This window comes from Bacillus sp. TL12, assembly GCF_022625245.1.
Taxonomy (GTDB): Bacteria; Bacillota; Bacilli; order Bacillales; family Bacillaceae_G; genus Bacillus_A.
In genome coordinates this window covers 1-16638 of record NZ_JAJJBY010000026.1, presented here as the reverse complement: position 1 = coordinate 16638, position 16638 = coordinate 1, and the positions used below count along the sequence as shown (strand labels likewise).

The following is a 16638-nucleotide window of genomic DNA, read 5'->3' as shown; positions in this document are numbered from 1 at the left end:
GGATGAAACAAGTAATTTCGTCAATTGGTTTTATAGGTACAGGTGTTATGGGGAAAAGTATGGTACATCATTTATTACAAAGTGGTTATACAGTATATGTATATAACCGTACGAAAGAAAAAGCAACTTCTTTATTAAAAGAAGGAGCGCATTGGTGTAATTCGCCAAAAGAATTAGTAAAGAATGTAGATGTTGTTATGACGATGGTAGGATATCCGCATGATGTAGAAGAAATTTATTTTGGAACAGAGGGAATTCTGGAACATGCAAATGAAGGGACAATTACAATTGATTTTACAACATCGACACCAACGTTAGCAAAACGTATATATGAAAATGGAAAAACAAAAAATGTACATACTTTAGATGCGCCAGTATCGGGAGGAGATATTGGTGCAAAAGAAGGTAGACTGGCTATTATGATTGGTGGAGATCAAGAAGTATATGAAGCTTGTTTGCCGTTATTTGAGAAGTTAGGAGAAAATATTCAATTACAAGGGTCAGCAGGAAGTGGACAGCATACAAAAATGTGTAATCAAATTGCGATCGCTTCTAATATGATAGGAGTTTGTGAAGCGGTAGCGTATGCAAAGAAAGCGGGATTAGATCCAGATAAAGTATTAAAAAGTATTTCAACTGGAGCAGCTGGTAGTTGGTCATTAAGTAATTTAGCTCCGCGTATGCTAAAGGAGGACTTTGCGCCAGGGTTTTATGTAAAACACTTCATGAAGGACATGAAGATTGCATTAGATGAGGCTGAAAAGTTAGAATTACCTGTACCAGGTTTAACCCTCGCGAAAGACTTATATGAACAATTAATAGAAGCGGGAGAGGAAGATAGTGGAACACAAGTATTATATAAAAAATACATAAGGGGGTAATATGATGAATTTAGAAACATTTGATGGAATGATTGATGCTGTGCAGCGTACAACTTGTATGCCGATTAATGATAAACAACAAGCAGCATTTAAACAAAAATATGATTTTGAGCCAACATTTGAATATGGACGTGATGAGAATGGCCATTATGTTATTCGAACATCAAAGAAAATGCTAGAAGAAATGGAATTTTATTTAGCTTTAAAGTATGACCGTGAAGGTATCGCTCTTTATATGCATGCTGAAATTGATGGAGTATGTTATGTATCTGTTAGTTATGGAGAAGATGCTCTCCATTTACAAGAACTATTTCAGTTTTTGGAAGCTAATAAATAAAAAAGTCCTCAAATGAGGACTTTTTTATTATGTTTAAAATGTTTTTTGGAATTGGAAGCTAAATTTGACAAGGGTAGGCTGTATTAAAGTAGATATATTGTGAGGATATAATAATGAGATTATAAGCTTGAAGCACGACGAGAGCGTTCAATTGGAAATGGAATGATTTGGGCCATATGGTTTCGATTGAATTGCTTTGTGCGAGCATGACGTAATATATATAATGAAAAGAGAATAGCGACAGGAATAGCACCGTACAAGCCAAAAAGTAAAGCGCTTACAGAAGATGCGACAAAACCTAACATACCAATTTCTAATTCCTCCATAATTGCACCGAGAATAGCAGGAATAGCTCCACAAGTAACCCCAAGTATAAGTGCTATAATTAAATTCATGTTCTTCCCCCTCTTTTACAGTTTTTTCGATACATTTTCTATTATTTGTATTATAACACAATTTAAACAGAATTTTCAGAAAAAAGTTCAAAAAATGTTCAAAAATTATTGATAAATATACTTGATAAAATGGAAAAAGAAAAAATAAGGGGATCATTTATTCTAGGTGATGAATCTGCGAGGCGGGAGAAAATAAAAAAGCAGGCTTATTTCATATTTTTGAAATAAGCCTGTTCCATAGGAGGATGTATATATGTAGAGTGAATAAAAGGAAGGAAAAGGGGGTCCAATTCCTTTTATTCAACTAACTACCTTAGTAAAGTGAAGCTTTAATCAGTGGGGGGCTTTATCCCCCACTGATTATGAGCCCTCACCAATCAGGCTTTTATGGGCAGTTGATCTCCCGCCTATCTTCCTTGTTTCTCTCTCAAGCTTGAGTGGAGAACTTACTGCCCGCGAATAGCGGGGTAAATAGGAACCCAGCCTTCCGTTGTAACAAAGATACGAATGGCTACAACTTGGCGATCATCTTGTAATGTGAAATAATGTCTTGCATTTTCAGGTACAGAGATTAAATCACCAGGTTCAAGTTCAACATCGAAGAAGCGACCATCTTTGTCTTGGATGGCAAAGATGCCATGCCCACTGACAATAAAACGAACTTCATCGTCTGTATGATGATGTTCTTGTTTAAAGTTAATTAATAACTCATCGAGGTTAGGTGTTGCATTTGAAAGGGAAATAACATCATGTGCTTTATAACCTCGACGCTCTGAAACATCAGCAATTTCTTTAGAGAATATTGTTAAAACTTCTTTTTTGTCTTCATCAGTTAAGGAGTAGTTTTCTTTTAAATGAGCAGGAAGTTTTGAAATATCCCATTTCTCATATAAAACGCCTTCTCCTTGTAAAAATTGCTTCACTTCTACTTCATTTTCAATGCGGGTATTTATTTCATGAATACGAATTTGCGCCATGTGAAACGCCTCCCTGAATTGATAATAGTTTTATATGAAATTGGAATAAAAACTCATATGCTTCTAATCGTTTCTTTGTGTCAAAGCTATCTTTTCCCCAAACGGTAATACCGTGGTTTCGGATTAATATAGCTCCTGAATCTTCATGGATGTGCTTCTTGAATTTCTCTCCAAGTGAAGGGATGTGGGCATCATTTTCAATAATTGGAATGTGAATGGTTGCACCTTCTTCCCAAATATCAAGAGCTTTAATAATTTCTTGGTTACGAAGAATAACTTCTTCCTTATATAAATTTGTGATGACATTATTATCAGTTGTATGGACATGCAGGACGCAACCAGCATTTGTATGATTGTAAATATGCGTATGCAATATGGTTTCGGCAGAAGGACGTAAATCGGTATCTAAGACAGGTTTTCCTTGATAATCAACTAATAGGAAATCATCAGGTGTTGTTTTTGTTTTATCCTTCCCGCTTGCTGAGATAAGAAAAGTAAGTGGTTCGTGATTTACTTTTATAGAAATATTTCCACTTGTTGCTGGAAACCAGTTGCGACTGGTTAATTCTTTTTTTAGTTCACTTAGGTTATGCCATTGATGAAAAAGTTGTTTCATAGCTTTACCTCCAACAAGTGCCGTAATTCAGTTTGAATATCATAAAACGTTTCAAATGGTGTGTAAGGAATATGGTGTTCTTCACATTTTGTAATAAGAAAATCCCGGGCGAATACTTTATCAGCTTGTTTAGCTGCTTGTAAATCTGTGATGGAGTCACCTATTACAATATGAAAAGCATCTTTACAACTAAGCTGTCGAATTAATGTTGATTTACAAAGGCCGCAGTTATAATTACAATGTTCATCGCAAGGGTGTGGCCATTTTACTTTGATGTATTCTTCAGAAAAATCAGTTGTATTGCAATAAATTCGGTTTTCCGGAACGAGCCCTTCTAAGAGGGGATGAACGAAGAAATCCATTCCTCCAGAAATAATATAAAAAGAAATGTTATGTTCATTTATAAACTGCAAAAACTCTTCAAAACCAGTGCGTATATTAGCCGTTTCTTTTAGAAACTTGATGATATTATCATGCAAAGTTGTTGGTAATAATTTAAAAAGTTGTGAGACTCCTTCTTGAATAGAAAGATCTTGTGATAATATCCTTCGTTTTATCTCCTCAGATTCTGGTGGAGCGAATTTCTCCATAATGGCAATGATATTATCATTGTTCGTAATCGTACCATCGAAGTCACAAAAAATCTGAAGGTTCATAGTTTCACCTCGCCAGATGGGTTTCCCCATAATTGCAGTGCAACATGTAAATCAGTGTTACCGACTTCATGTAATGGTGTTCCTTGCAAAGTAGCATCAATTGCTGCTCGGAACGCTTTTCCTCCGCCTTGTGCACCGCTTGGATGACCGTGAATACCACCACCTGCATTAATGACAACCTCCTTACCAAAATCACGAAGGATAAATGGAACAAAACCAGGATGGATGCCAGCCGATGGAACAGGGAAGCTTTGTTTTAAAGATTGATCTTGTTCAGTTAATGCATTTGTAATAAGAAGAGTTTCGTTTTTATCTAATGCAACACTGCCGTATGGTGATGGAAATAAAGAAAAATCTGCACCAGCATAACGAAGTAGCTTTCCAAGTAGCAATGGATAAGAAAGGCCATATAATTCCGATGAAGCGTATGCACCGCTTACAGCAGGATGAGCCATAATTGGAATGGATATATCATTATCTTCCACAAGAGATTGTAATACATCTAATCCATACGAGAATACATTGAACAGAAGAATATCTGCACCAGCATGTGCAGCGCGTTTTGCGTTTTCCTTAAGGTCATATGTGCGTCCCGTTAAATTCACTGCATATAAAGTCTTATGACCATATGTTTCGTATACAGATTGTAATACTTCTTTTCCAGTATGAATTCGTTTCGTAAGTGGCGTTAATGAGTTTTCAAATAAAATCTCATCATCTTTTACAATATCTACACCGCCAATTGCTTGATCGCGTAGCTGGGTTTTTAAATATCCGATATTGCGTCCAATCATTCCTTTGAAAATACTCATTAGAAGTGGACGGTCATGAATATGTAAGAGATTTCGAATTCCTTCAATACCGAATCTAGGACCAGGGAAATGCTTTTTTAAGTCATCTGAAAATGTTAAATCAATCAATTTAATTTCGCCATCTAATGATAATTTTCCAAATGTTGTTGTTAAAATGGCCGGTAAATCAGGGCTGAAATTTAATGATGGATAATGAATTTTAATGAGTCCACGCGTTACTTTTTTTCCAAGGTACACATTTACATGTTCTTGTTCTTCTAATTTTTCAACATGAATGACGTGGCCTTTATGTTGTTTTAATTGTTCTTGTAATAAGTGTGGTAAATGAGTCCATGAACCAATTGTCAAACCGAGAGCGATTTGCTCCGCTTTTTGGTTTAAATTATGAGAATCATCATGAATTAAATAAGTTGCTGTTATTCCGCTCATTTTCATAACCTCCTAGTTAAATAAAAAAACCTCTCAGCTAAGGAGAGGTTTTTTTACAACCAGCTCCTTATCTGTCAGCGTAATGCTGCGAGAATTAGCACCGTGCCTACAATTGTAGATCGGTTGCCGGGTTTCGTCGGGCTCGTCCCTCCACCTGCTCTTGATAAGAAGTATTTAGAAATGTTTAAATTTTTTCGATATCTGAATTTTGACAGAGTTTTTTTATGGTGTCAATGGTTTTTTGAAAATTTTTAATTTATCAATTCGCTGAACTGCTTCTTGTAACCGTTCTTCTGTATGTAATAATCCGACCCGAACGTAACCTTCACCGTGTTCGCCGAATCCGACTCCAGGTGCGACAGCTACATGAGCTTGTTCTAATAATATATCAGCAAACTCCTCAGATGAAAGACCTGCTGGAACAGGAAGCCAAGCAAAAAAAGAGCCTTTTGGTGCGAGTACATTCCAACCGATTGAATGACATACTGAAATAAGTGCATTTCTTCTAGATTCATATCGATCAACTAGCTCTGTTACACAAGATTGTGAGCTTAATAATGCAACGCTAGCAGCCTCTTGTACAGCGCCAAATATACTAACATACATATGATCTTGCAATAAATTAATCGTTTCAATGACGCTTTCGTTACCAATTGCAAAGGCGATTCGCCAACCAGCCATATTAAATGTTTTTGATAGTGTATAAATTTCAATGCCAACATCTTTTGCACCGTCTACTTGTAAGAAGCTAGTTGGTTTGTTGCCGTCAAAACCAATTGCTCCATAAGCGAAGTCGTGAACTACTAAAATATCATTTTCATTTGCAAATGATATTGTTTCTTCAAAAAATTCTTTTGATGCAATAGCACCAGTTGGATTATTAGGATAATTTAAAAACATCATTTTAGCTTGTTTGGCAATAGAATCATTGATTTTAGTGTAATCCGGTAAAAAGTCATTTTCTGCTAATAATGGCATCGTCTCAAACTTTGCTTTCGCTAAAGCGACGCCTGATAAATAGTCAGGATATCCTGGATCAGGTACAAGTATTGTGTCACCAGGGTTTGTAAAACAAAGCGGCAATTCAACCAGCCCAGCTTTACCACCAAATAAAATAGCGACTTCTGTTTTAGGGTTTATTTTGACTCCGTATTCACGTTCATAGAATGTCGCAACGGCTTTTTTTAAGCTTTCATGTCCGCGAAATGGGGGGTATTTGTGATGAACTGCTTTTTCTGCTGCACGTTGTAAAGCTGTTACGATATGCGGCGGTGTTGGTTGATCTGGATTACCTTGACCTAGATTGATAACATCGTGCCCTGCTTCGACGACTTTGTTAACTTTTGCAACAAGTGAAGCGAAAAATTGCGTTGGTAATGATGTTACAATCTCGGAAGGTTGAAAATATTTCATACTTTCCACCTCTTTTGAAAGTTGTTACAATTCTAGTGACAAATGATATAACCTTTCTAAGTTTTTGTAAAGAAAAAATAATTGAAGATGGGGTGGATAAAGTGAAAGTCGCATGTATTCAAATGGATATTGCTTTTGGTAATGTAAAAATAAATATTGAAAATGCAAAGAAAAAAATAGAAGAGGCGATGCAAGGAAAACCGGACGTTATCGTATTACCAGAACTTTGGACGACTGGTTATGATTTGGAGAGATTGCCGGAAATTGCAGATGGGGATGGGATTCAAACAAAGCAACTTCTTTCAGATTGGGCACAGCAATATGGTGTGAATATTGTCGGTGGTTCTATTGCGAAGCAAACAAAGCATGGTGTTACGAATACGATGTATACAGTGAATCGTGAAGGAAAACTACAAAGTGAGTATAGTAAGGTTCATTTGTTCCAGTTGATGAATGAACATAACTATTTAATAGCAGGTGATGAAACAGGAGAATTTACATTGGATGGTGTACAGTGCGGTGGTGTCATTTGTTATGATATTCGTTTTCCAGAATGGATGCGTGTTCATACTGTAAAAGGGGTAAATGTATTATTCGTTGTAGCAGAATGGCCACTTGTTCGCTTAGCTCATTGGCGTTTACTTCTTCAAGCGAGAGCAGTTGAAAATCAATGTTATGTGGTTGCATGCAATAGAGCAGGAGAGGATCCAAATAATGTATTTGCTGGACATTCTCTTATTGTTAATCCATGGGGAGAAATTGTAGCAGAAGCAGGAGAAGAAGAGTCTATTTTGCATGGGAATTTAGAGTTAGAAAAAATTAAGGAAGTGCGTAAGGGAATTCCTGTCTTTGCTGATCGACGTCCAGAATTATATAAATAAAAATATTGACAAATGATTTTTATTCTTGTTATAGTCTGTAACAGAAACTTAAAAATTCGAATAAATCATGCAACTCTTATCAAGAGCAGGTGGAGGGATTTGGCCCGATGAAACCCAGCAACCGACCGTAATACCATTGTGAGATGGGGCGCTTATGCGCCAAAAAGGCACGGTGCTAATTCCAGCAGAAAGGATCGCTTTCTGACAGATAAGAGGGGAGAAGATCAACTTCAAACCTCTTTCTTCATGGAAAGAGGTTTTTCTTATGATGAAAAGCCTCTGAATTTAATAAAGGGGGATAAAAAATGGGATATCGTTCATTAACAAAAGAAACAGCAGTTGAGTATGCAAAAGAGCAGGGGTACTTTGAGAAAAAAGCAAAGGTAACTTGCCATGAAATAGGGGATGGAAATATAAATTATGTATTCCGGCTTCATGATGGAGAACGCGGTATCATTGTAAAACAAGCTCTCCCATATGCGAAAGTCGTTGGGGAAAGTTGGCCACTTTCACTAAGAAGAGCCACAATTGAAAGTCAAGCATTGCAAGTTTTTGCAAAATATGTACCAGAATATGTTCCGAAAGTATATGGTCATGATGAAGAATTAGCTGTGACAGTAATGGAGGATTTATCATCTCTTACCATTACTCGAAAAGGTTTGAGTGAAGGGGAAGATTATCCACTTTTATCTCAGCATATTGGACGCTTTTTGGCACACGTTCTTTTTTATACGTCAGATTTTGGTCTATTAACAGAAGAGAAAAGGGTGCTAGATGGAAAGTTTGTAAACCCTGATCTTTGCAAAATTACAGAAGATCTTGTGTTTACAGATCCATTTGGAAACTATGATACAAATGATTATGAGAAAGAATTACAGCCTACATTAGATGAGCTTTGGTGTGATAAGAAATTGAAATTACAGGTAGCACAGTATAAATATAAATTTTTAACGAGAAAAGAAGCATTAATTCATGGCGATTTACATACAGGTAGTATTTTTTCATCACCTTCTGAAACAAAGGTAATTGATCCAGAGTTTGCAACATATGGACCATTCGGATTTGATCTAGGTCAATTTATAGCAAATTTATTATTAAATGCGCTATCAAGGGAAGAAGAGAAGCGAAGTGTATTATTCTATCATATTGAAAAAACATGGAGTAATTTTGTAGAAGTATTTACAAAACTCTGGGTACTAGAAGGAGTAGAATCCTATACAAAGGAGAAACAATGGCTGGCAATTGTACTGCAAAATATTTTTGCTGATGCAGTTGGGTTTGCGGGGTGTGAAATCATTCGTCGAACAATTGGGTTAGCACATGTAGCAGATTTAGATGGAATTCAGGATAAGAATAGAAGAATACAAGCTAAAAAACATGCATTATATTTAGGCAGAGAACTAGTGATACATGAAACGACCGGTGCGGATACTCGATTGTTTCAAACGGTATTTCAATATATTGTTTCAGGAGGGGTGAAAGCATGAGTGCAACAGTTGCCGTTCCACGTTCTATAAGTTGGAAAGGAGATTCTATTGCATTATTAAATCAAACGAGATTACCGCACGTTGTAGAATATAAAACGTTAACCAATATTGAAGATGTGTGGAAAAGTATTGTTATGCTGGAAGTGCGAGGAGCACCTGCAATTGGTATTACAGCAGCTTTTGGTTTAGTGCTTGCAGCAAAAAGATATAATGCTACGAATATCGCTGACTTTGAAAAACAATTTAAAAGAGATTGTAATTATTTAGCAACCTCACGTCCGACGGCTGTTAATTTATTTTGGGCAATTGATCGTATGACTGCTTCTATCAAGCAAGTAACAACTATTAAAGAAGCAAGGAAAATATTAGAAGAGGAAGCACTTAAAATTCAGCAAGAAGATGAAAGTGTATGCCGTAGCATAGGAGAGCATGCTTTAACTAGATTTAAAGATGGTGATCACATTTTAACGATTTGTAATGCAGGAAGTATTGCTACAGCTCGTTATGGAACAGCGCTAGCTCCGTTTTATATTGGAAAAGAGCATGGGGTGAACTTACATGCTTATGCATGTGAAACAAGGCCGGTTTTGCAAGGAGCGCGCCTTACTGCCTGGGAATTGCAACAAGCTGGTGTTGATATAACGCTCATTACAGATAATATGGCGGCCCATGCGATTCGAACAAAAAATATTTCTGCTATCATTGTAGGAGCAGATCGAATTGTTGCAAACGGTGATACGGCAAATAAAATAGGGACATTGAATTTAGCTATACTAGCGAAATATTTTCATATTCCTTTCTATGTTGCTGCTCCGCTTTCTACATTTGATATTACGAAGAAAACAGGGGCTGAAATTGTGATTGAAGAACGCGATGAATCTGAAGTTACAAAGGTTTTTGGAAAACAAATTGCTCCAGAGGGCGTTGGTGTTTATAATCCTGCATTTGATGTAACTCCGCATGATCTTATTATTGGAATTATTACTGAAAAGGGAATTCTACAAGGAGATTATTCAGTAGAGATTGCTTCATTATTCGAGAACACAAGCTCAACAAATACGCATGGAAAGGCCGGCATAAAGTAGTGGAAGAGAGCATCCGCTCATGGGTAGAGGCGGTCAGTTCCTTTTTTAGCCACATGCCATATGAAAACAGATGGGGAAAATGAGTGGTGAACCTTTTTTGTTTTTATAACTGTGACTTATATGACGGAAAATGAAAAGGTATATAATATACAATATTTTATTTTTTTATTGCCAAATTTCCTTTCTTTTTTCTATTTATTTAAAAGAAGGGAGGAGAAATAGATGGAGGAATGGATATCTATGATCGGTAATGTTGGATTTCCAATTGTTGTGACATTATATTTACTGCATCGTATTGAAAGTAAATTAGATGGTGTAATTGTTGCGATTGAGAAATTACCACAACAGATGACAAGATATGAAGCTCCGCATGAAACAAAGTGAAGAAAAAGGCTTATGCTCTTCTAGGGCATAAGCCTTTTAAAAAGATTATTGTGCTGTATAACCACCATCAATGACAACAGCTTGACCAGTTACTCCTTTTGTTTTCTCACTTGCTAAAAATAAAGCATAATCGGCAATTTCCTCTACAGCTAGCAATCGTTTTTGTGGTACGAGTGGATAAATCACATCTTCTAATACACGCTCTAGGGGAACGTTTCTTGTTGCCGCTAAATCTTGGAGTTGGTTTCGAACAAGTGGTGTGTCTACATAGCCGGGGCAGAGGGCGTTTACCGTAATGCCATGTGTAGCTCCTTCTAAAGCAGCAACTTTTGTTAAACCAATTACACCGTGTTTCGCACTATTATAGGCAGCCTTTCCAGCAAATCCAACGAGCCCATTAATAGAAGCAACATTAATAATGCGTCCATACTTTTGTTTTTTCATAATTGGAAAAGCATGTTTTATTGCGATGAACGGTGCGATTTGCATAATTTGAATCAGAAGTTCAAACTTATTTGTTGGAAACTCTTCGATAGGTGAAACATGTTGCATACCAGCATTATTTATTAACACATCAAGTGATCCGAATGTTGTAACAGTTTCAGAAATCGCTTCTGATATTTCTTGCTCAGATGTAACGTCACATCTTAGACCTATTGCTTCATAACCTTCTCTGCATAACTGTTCAGCAGCTTCCTTCGCACGATCTTCAAGACGATCACTAATCACCACTTTTGCTCCTTCTTTTGCAAAAGCATTTCCCATTTCATAACCAATTCCACTTGCAGCACCTGTTAAAAAAACGACACGATTTGAAATCATGATGAGAGCACTCCTTTATATAAAATTTGTCTTAGTGCTCTATTTAGAGGGAATGTAATGAAAATCCTGCAAAGATTTGGAAAAATATACTGAACTATCTTGTTTTGCAAAATAGCTTTTGCTATACTATTTTGTAAAGCAAGATACTTACGCTTATCTATCTTGTAAAACAAGATAGAGGGAGGATTTTGATTATGTCGACAAGTCAAATGTTGAAAGGGATTTTAGAAGGATGTCTCCTTGCCATCATTTCTGAAGGAGAGATATACGGATATGAAATGAGTGAAAAGCTAGCTAAGTACGGTTTCACAATGGCAAGTGAAGGAAGTATTTATCCGTTATTAATACGGATGCAAAAAGAAGGATTAATAGCAAGTACAATGAAGGAATCTCCATCTGGTCCAAAGCGAAAATATTATACATTAACAGAAAAAGGTGAAGATGCACTGGATGAATTTATGGATCGCTGGGAAGCGATGCAAAGTAGTGTAGAGCGTTTACTGGAAGGAAAGGGGAGACGACGATGATACTATCTACCGAAGCGAGAAATTTCTTATTAGATATGAGAATGTTTTTAACGGCAAAGGGTGTAAAAGAAAGTGATGTTGAGAGCTTTTTAGAAGATGCAAAGTTACATTTAATCGAAGGTGAAATGGACGGGAAAAGTGTAGCAGATATTTTTGGAAGCTCACCAAAAGAATATGCAAATGAACTTGTTAAAGTAATGGAAAAAGATCGCAGGGAGAGCTGGAAACAAATCGGATATACAGTGATGAATATTGTTGCGTTTTGGATTATTGCCTCTATCTTAGTTGTAAATGATAGTGGGCAACTACAGATTTCAGTCGTTCAATGTATTGGTTATGGGATGTCACTAATGATTGCGCTTGTAGTACCCAATCTGGCTTTTCGTGAAATGGCTTTTCGATTACATTTTTCAAAACAATTGTTTGTCCAAGTGTTATTGATGGCAGTTCCGATGGTTTTATTAGGAGCAGTAATTATACTGGATATCATCTATCCTACACCAATGATTGAATTAACTCAGTTGCAGAGCTATATGATAGCAGGCGCAATCTTCATCGTAACAGTAATTATAAACGTGTACTTTGAAGGATGGTATAAAGTTTTATATTTAGTGGTTCCACTTGCTATTATGCTCGTCTTTAAAACATTTACATCAGAGGATTTAATGCCGATGTTATTTCAGATTGTGTGTTTGTATGGCAGTCTATTTATTCTTATTATTATTGAATTTATAAGGAAGGCGAATAAAAGAGAGGCAGCTAGGTAAATTTGGTAGCGTGTATTAAATAAAAGGAGGAAAATAATGTTTTCAAAGGAAGTACAGAAATTTCTAGATGATATAACAGTATATTTAGTAACGAAGGGAATAAAAAAGGAAGATATTGATTCTTTTATAGAAGATGCAAAACTTCACTTAATAGAGGGAGAAAAGGAAGGAAAAACAGTTGCAGATATTTTTGGAGATTCACCAGAGGTATATGCTGAAGAGTTAGCAAAAGAAATGGAGCTTGATAAAAAAGAAAACATGAATCTATTCATTTCTTTTATCATTGGAGTTCTTGCGTATTGGTCTGTTCCAGATCTTTTATTTCATGGTGTGAATGAGCTTGTATCTATATCATTAATTAGTTTAATCGGTTATCCAATAGTATTGGCTATTAGCATTCCTATGGGAATCATTGCTTTTCGTAAATCTGTATTTATAACAAGTAAATTAAAGGAATTCTCTATTTTATATATATGTATATCACTTTTACCAGTCGCGTTGATTGTTTTGGTTATGTTACTAAATAAATGGTATGAACCGCCACTCTTTTATTTATCCTCAATGCAAAGTTATCTATTAGGAGGATTATTACTATGTGTATTGGCTATTATCAATATGCGTTTAGCAAGCTGGATGGGCTTGCTTCAAGTAGTTGCATTATTTACCATTATGTTTGTATTTGAATGTACAGCAATTAAAGATACGAATTTCGGAGCACTGGAACCGCTCTTTCTATATGGAAGTTTAATTGTATTGATGAAAATAGATTTGAAAAGAACGGATACTTCGAATGTATAGATTGAGTAACGAAATATGATTGATAATAGAGAACGTTTGATAGAATAGAAAAGGGCTGTGCGGATGAGTTAGTAGTATAAAAAAAGATAGAAGACAATTTGTTCTATGACACAATACGATCCTTACAGCCAGAATGAATGATTTGAAACAGTAGCGTCCGTAGCTACTGTTTTTCTCTGTGTAATAAAGAACTCTGTAAAGATAATGATCGCTGTTCTTTTGTTAATAAAGATTCAATGAGTACTTGATCAGGACGAGGTACGATTGGATACATGAGGTTTGTGGAAGAAGGGTGATGCTCAGAACCGGTTGGAGAATGTGGATCTGCATGGGTAAGCTTTCCATTAATACGCCTTGTAAATAAAATATGTCCTATTTCATGAGCAAGTGTATATATATTTTTCATAGGAGAAGCAGCATTAGTAAGAATGATATAACCTGTGAGGATTTGGTTTATAACGAATGAGTAGGCACATGCAATTACAGATTGTTCTTTAAAATAATTACTCCCAATATAACAAATATAAATATCACAATCTGGAACTTCTGATGAACAGGTGTTAAAAAAGGAAGAAACTTTAGGTTGGTTCTGGACAGCATCCATATAGCTAATTTCACCATCATGGAATGTAAATGATTCATTTAGGATAATGACATCTTTAATTTGAAATGAAATGGGGTGCCATATTGATTCAGCAACTGCTAAATCTTTGGCAATGCGATCGTTTGTAATATCGGAGTCTGGGGCAATACAAATACATATATTTACGTACGGATCCATTAGAAACACCTCAAATGGAAAATAGTTTATTGATATACTATGTGAAATGAAACGGGTGTGTATGGATAGAATCCCTAAAAATTAGGTGTATTTTGATGTGTTGGAATTGGTGATAAAATATAATATATTTTATCCCACAGTAACAGGCAGTAAGACTCCTACCTCAAAATTTAGTGAAAGCAAAGAAGTTAGATGGGAGAATCGCCTATAAAAGTCGAATTGGTAAGGGTTGAATAAAGTTTTCCTTTATGTATAGCTATGTTTTTAACTGAGAAGATGTAGATGAAGGAATAGGATATACGAATGAATGGAAGAAGTCGGAAAATATTCATAGTTTAATTAAATTATATGCGGTTCATTTTGATATAGTAAAAGAAAAGGGGGGAGAATGTATGTATACATTAAAAATTGTTTCAGATCGAGAAGCTGTTTATCAGTTTGCAAGTTATGTAAGAGTGGTTCAAGGGGTAGAAAATGTATATGTAGAAGTTGGAGAAGTTTTATATGAACATCCACTTATGAAATTTTATGTACATGTAACGATTGAAGAGACATATGAAAAGCAAAAAGTATTACAGGAAATTGCTCGATTAGTAGAATTAGGACGCTTTACATATGTTCATTATCGAAATGAAGAGATTGAAGATGCGTTTGAAGCGGTTAAATATGAAAGTTTTCGAAAATAAAAATGATGAGAAGGGAGCAGATGCTTCCTTTTTTTGTTAGTAGGAATATTTTTTTGCATGTCACAAAAAAATAAAGAATTTTGCTATGATAAGGAAGGATGAGGAAAGGAGAGAGTTATAATGGGGTATATTGAGGAGTTACGAAAATCAGTCGGTACAAGACCGTTAATTCTTGTAGGATCAGCTGTGATCATATTAAATGAAAAGCAAGAGGTATTGCTTCAATACCGTTCGGATACATATGATTGGGGTATACCAGGTGGGGCAATGGAGTTAGGTGAAACAACGGAAGAAACGGCTCGGCGAGAGCTTTTTGAAGAAACAGGATTAGAAGCGAAGATGTTGCAGTTTCTTGGTGTCCTTTCTGGAAAAGATGTATATTATCGTTATCCAAATGGAGATGAAATTTATAATGTAATTCATCTATACCAAGCGCATCACGTGAGTGGTAAAGTAGAGCTTGATGAAGAAGGGCTGGATCTCAAGTATTTTCCTGCTGAAAAGTTACCGAATTTAAATAAAACAACAGAGAAAATTTTACAAAAATTCTTATACGCATTAACGGAATAGAGAGGGAATTCCCTCTTTTTTTACTATATGAAATATTTTGATTTTTTAGTATGTTTGTAGTATGATAAGTTCAGATATACATCTTCTGCTATTCCATCCAAAAACTTACTAGGGTACATAAGAGAGGGGCAAGTGCAAGATGCATAATGTTGTCATTACAGCCGCAGTTCGTTCGCCAATTGGAACTTTTGGAGGAGCACTAAAAAATGTAACGCCAGTAGAATTAGCTGTTCCTGTACTTCAAGAAGCTGTCAAAAGAGGTGGAGTAGACCCTCATGAAGTGGATGAAGTCATTTTAGGACACTGTATTCAAAGAACAGACGAAGCAAATACAGCGCGAACAGCTGCATTAGCAGCAGGATTTCCAGAAACAGTTACAGGTTATACAATTCAGCGTCAATGTTCTTCAGGTATGCAAGCGATTATGTCAGCAGCAATGCAAATTCAGTTAGGTGTAAGTGATGTTGTTATTGCGGGTGGAGTAGAAGCGATGAGCTCAAGCCCTTATGCATTAAAACAGCACCGATGGGGCCAGCGTCTTCAGCATGGAGAAATTCGTGATACGGTGTGGGAAGTTTTAGAAGATCCGATCCATCATATTATGATGGGAGAAACAGCTGAAAATTTAGTTGAACAATATGAAATTACAAGAGAGGAACAAGATGAAGTTGCGCTACGTAGCCATCAATTAGCGCTTCAAGCAATTGAATCAGGTTATTTTGATGAACAAATTGTTCCTATTACAATAAAAGAACGTAGAAAAGAAGTAGTATTTTCAAAGGATGAACATCCACGTGCGGATATTACAGCTGAAAAATTGGCTGGGCTAAAGCCAGCATTTCGTAAAGGTGGATCTGTAACTGCAGGGAATGCGTCCGGTATTAATGATGGAAGTGCAGTGTTAGTATTAATGAGTGAAGAAAAGGCTAAGGAGAAAGGTTTACAACCATTAGCTAGAATTGTTGGTTATTCTGTAGCTGGGGTAGATCCGAAGATTATGGGAATTGGTCCAGCACCAGCAATTCGTAAAGGGTTAGAGAAAGTAAATTGGTCATTAGAAGATGCTGATTTATTAGAAATTAATGAAGCGTTTGCGGCACAATATTTAGCGGTTGAGAAAGAGCTTGGATTAAACCGTGAGAAAGTAAACGTTAACGGAAGTGGTGTTGGTCTTGGACATCCAATTGGTTGCACAGGAGCGCGCATTACGGTAAGTTTAATTCACGAATTAAGAAGACGTGGACTAGAAAAAGGTATCGCATCTCTTTGTGTCGGTGGTGGCATTGGAGTAGCGTTATTTATAGAAGCGTTGTAAAAAAGAAGCAGCAATTTGC

Annotated in this window: 20 protein-coding genes and 2 riboswitches; of the genes, 12 read left to right on the top strand and 8 right to left on the bottom strand. The window is 36.1% G+C overall.

Features of this window, described 5'->3' with window-relative positions:
* Positions 1–2 precede the first annotated feature (2 nt).
* Both LOK41_RS20045 and LOK41_RS20040 read left to right on the top strand, forming a co-directional pair.
* Positions 3–881: an NAD(P)-dependent oxidoreductase gene (locus tag LOK41_RS20045; RefSeq protein WP_241818005.1), complete on the top strand. Its 879-nt coding sequence runs from the start codon at positions 3–5 to the stop codon at positions 879–881.
* A gap of 4 nt (positions 882–885) precedes the next feature.
* Positions 886–1218: a DUF3909 family protein gene (locus LOK41_RS20040; protein WP_241818004.1), complete on the top strand. Its 333-nt coding sequence runs from the start codon at positions 886–888 to the stop codon at positions 1216–1218.
* A gap of 119 nt (positions 1219–1337) precedes the next feature.
* On the opposite strand, the gene LOK41_RS20035 is transcribed toward LOK41_RS20040, so the two are convergent.
* The 6 genes from LOK41_RS20035 to LOK41_RS20010 form a co-directional block, all read right to left on the bottom strand.
* Entirely contained in the window at positions 1338–1613 is a 276-nt protein-coding gene (locus LOK41_RS20035; protein WP_241818003.1) for a hypothetical protein, read from the bottom strand.
* Positions 1614–2059: 446 nt separating this feature from the next.
* Positions 2060–2590, bottom strand: coding sequence for a 1,2-dihydroxy-3-keto-5-methylthiopentene dioxygenase (locus tag LOK41_RS20030; protein ID WP_241818002.1), 531 nt, complete (start codon positions 2588–2590; stop codon positions 2060–2062).
* Positions 2568–3206, bottom strand: a complete 639-nt coding sequence (locus LOK41_RS20025; protein WP_241818001.1) for a methylthioribulose 1-phosphate dehydratase — start codon at positions 3204–3206, stop codon at positions 2568–2570. Before LOK41_RS20025 ends, LOK41_RS20030 begins: the two co-directional genes overlap by 23 nt.
* Positions 3203–3862, bottom strand: a complete 660-nt coding sequence (locus LOK41_RS20020; protein WP_241818000.1) for a 2-hydroxy-3-keto-5-methylthiopentenyl-1-phosphate phosphatase — start codon at positions 3860–3862, stop codon at positions 3203–3205. The genes LOK41_RS20025 and LOK41_RS20020 overlap by 4 nt, the downstream gene beginning before the upstream one ends.
* Positions 3859–5103, bottom strand: coding sequence for a 2,3-diketo-5-methylthiopentyl-1-phosphate enolase (gene mtnW, locus LOK41_RS20015; RefSeq protein ID WP_241817999.1), 1245 nt, complete (start codon positions 5101–5103; stop codon positions 3859–3861). Before mtnW ends, LOK41_RS20020 begins: the two co-directional genes overlap by 4 nt.
* A gap of 64 nt (positions 5104–5167) precedes the next feature.
* Positions 5168–5273: riboswitch (SAM riboswitch) on the bottom strand.
* Between the two features lie 52 nt (positions 5274–5325).
* Positions 5326–6516, bottom strand: a complete 1191-nt coding sequence (locus tag LOK41_RS20010) for a pyridoxal phosphate-dependent aminotransferase (RefSeq protein WP_241817998.1) — start codon at positions 6514–6516, stop codon at positions 5326–5328.
* Between the two features lie 14 nt (positions 6517–6530).
* On the opposite strand from LOK41_RS20010, the gene LOK41_RS20005 reads away from it, so the two are divergent.
* The 4 genes from LOK41_RS20005 to LOK41_RS19990 all read left to right on the top strand — a co-directional run bounded on the left by LOK41_RS20005 (position 6531) and on the right by LOK41_RS19990 (position 10353).
* Positions 6531–7397: a carbon-nitrogen family hydrolase gene (locus LOK41_RS20005; protein WP_241817997.1), complete on the top strand. Its 867-nt coding sequence runs from the start codon at positions 6531–6533 to the stop codon at positions 7395–7397.
* 73 nt (positions 7398–7470) lie between these two features.
* Positions 7471–7612, top strand: a riboswitch (SAM riboswitch).
* Positions 7613–7702: 90 nt separating this feature from the next.
* Positions 7703–8884 (top strand): S-methyl-5-thioribose kinase, encoded by a 1182-nt coding sequence (mtnK, locus tag LOK41_RS20000; RefSeq protein WP_241817996.1) that lies wholly within the window; start codon positions 7703–7705, stop codon positions 8882–8884.
* Complete coding sequence (gene mtnA / locus LOK41_RS19995) at positions 8881–9969, top strand: S-methyl-5-thioribose-1-phosphate isomerase (RefSeq protein ID WP_241817995.1); 1089 nt, start codon at positions 8881–8883, stop codon at positions 9967–9969. Before mtnK ends, mtnA begins: the two co-directional genes overlap by 4 nt.
* 222 nt (positions 9970–10191) lie before the next feature.
* Entirely contained in the window at positions 10192–10353 is a 162-nt protein-coding gene (locus tag LOK41_RS19990) for a YvrJ family protein (RefSeq protein ID WP_017151057.1), read from the top strand.
* 45 nt (positions 10354–10398) lie between these two features.
* Here the strand turns inward: LOK41_RS19990 and LOK41_RS19985 are convergent, their stop codons facing one another.
* Positions 10399–11175, bottom strand: coding sequence for a 3-hydroxybutyrate dehydrogenase (locus LOK41_RS19985; RefSeq protein WP_241817994.1), 777 nt, complete (start codon positions 11173–11175; stop codon positions 10399–10401).
* Positions 11176–11369: 194 nt separating this feature from the next.
* Here LOK41_RS19985 and LOK41_RS19980 point away from each other — a divergent pair, with 194 nt between their 5' ends.
* From LOK41_RS19980 to LOK41_RS19970, 3 genes are read left to right on the top strand one after another with little or no spacing between them, the layout of a single operon-like run.
* Positions 11370–11702 (top strand): PadR family transcriptional regulator, encoded by a 333-nt coding sequence (locus LOK41_RS19980; RefSeq protein WP_241817993.1) that lies wholly within the window; start codon positions 11370–11372, stop codon positions 11700–11702.
* Entirely contained in the window at positions 11702–12469 is a 768-nt protein-coding gene (locus LOK41_RS19975; RefSeq protein WP_241818047.1) for a DUF1129 domain-containing protein, read from the top strand. The genes LOK41_RS19980 and LOK41_RS19975 overlap by 1 nt, the downstream gene beginning before the upstream one ends.
* 36 nt (positions 12470–12505) lie before the next feature.
* Entirely contained in the window at positions 12506–13267 is a 762-nt protein-coding gene (locus tag LOK41_RS19970) for a DUF1129 domain-containing protein (protein WP_277818710.1), read from the top strand.
* A 163-nt stretch (positions 13268–13430) separates the two neighbouring features.
* Here LOK41_RS19970 and LOK41_RS19965 read toward each other — a convergent pair whose 3' ends face one another.
* Positions 13431–14048: an ImmA/IrrE family metallo-endopeptidase gene (locus LOK41_RS19965; RefSeq protein ID WP_241817992.1), complete on the bottom strand. Its 618-nt coding sequence runs from the start codon at positions 14046–14048 to the stop codon at positions 13431–13433.
* A gap of 392 nt (positions 14049–14440) precedes the next feature.
* Between LOK41_RS19965 and LOK41_RS19960 the strand changes: the two genes are divergently transcribed.
* The 3 genes from LOK41_RS19960 (at position 14441) to LOK41_RS19950 (ending at position 16619) form a co-directional block, all read left to right on the top strand.
* Positions 14441–14734, top strand: a complete 294-nt coding sequence (locus tag LOK41_RS19960; protein WP_241817991.1) for a DUF3928 family protein — start codon at positions 14441–14443, stop codon at positions 14732–14734.
* A gap of 120 nt (positions 14735–14854) precedes the next feature.
* Positions 14855–15304 (top strand): NUDIX hydrolase, encoded by a 450-nt coding sequence (locus LOK41_RS19955; protein ID WP_174099197.1) that lies wholly within the window; start codon positions 14855–14857, stop codon positions 15302–15304.
* A gap of 139 nt (positions 15305–15443) precedes the next feature.
* Positions 15444–16619 carry an acetyl-CoA C-acetyltransferase gene (locus LOK41_RS19950; RefSeq protein WP_174099198.1) on the top strand — a complete coding sequence of 392 codons (1176 nt, stop codon included), beginning with the start codon at positions 15444–15446 and terminating at the stop codon, positions 16617–16619.
* Positions 16620–16638: the final 19 nt, after the last annotated feature.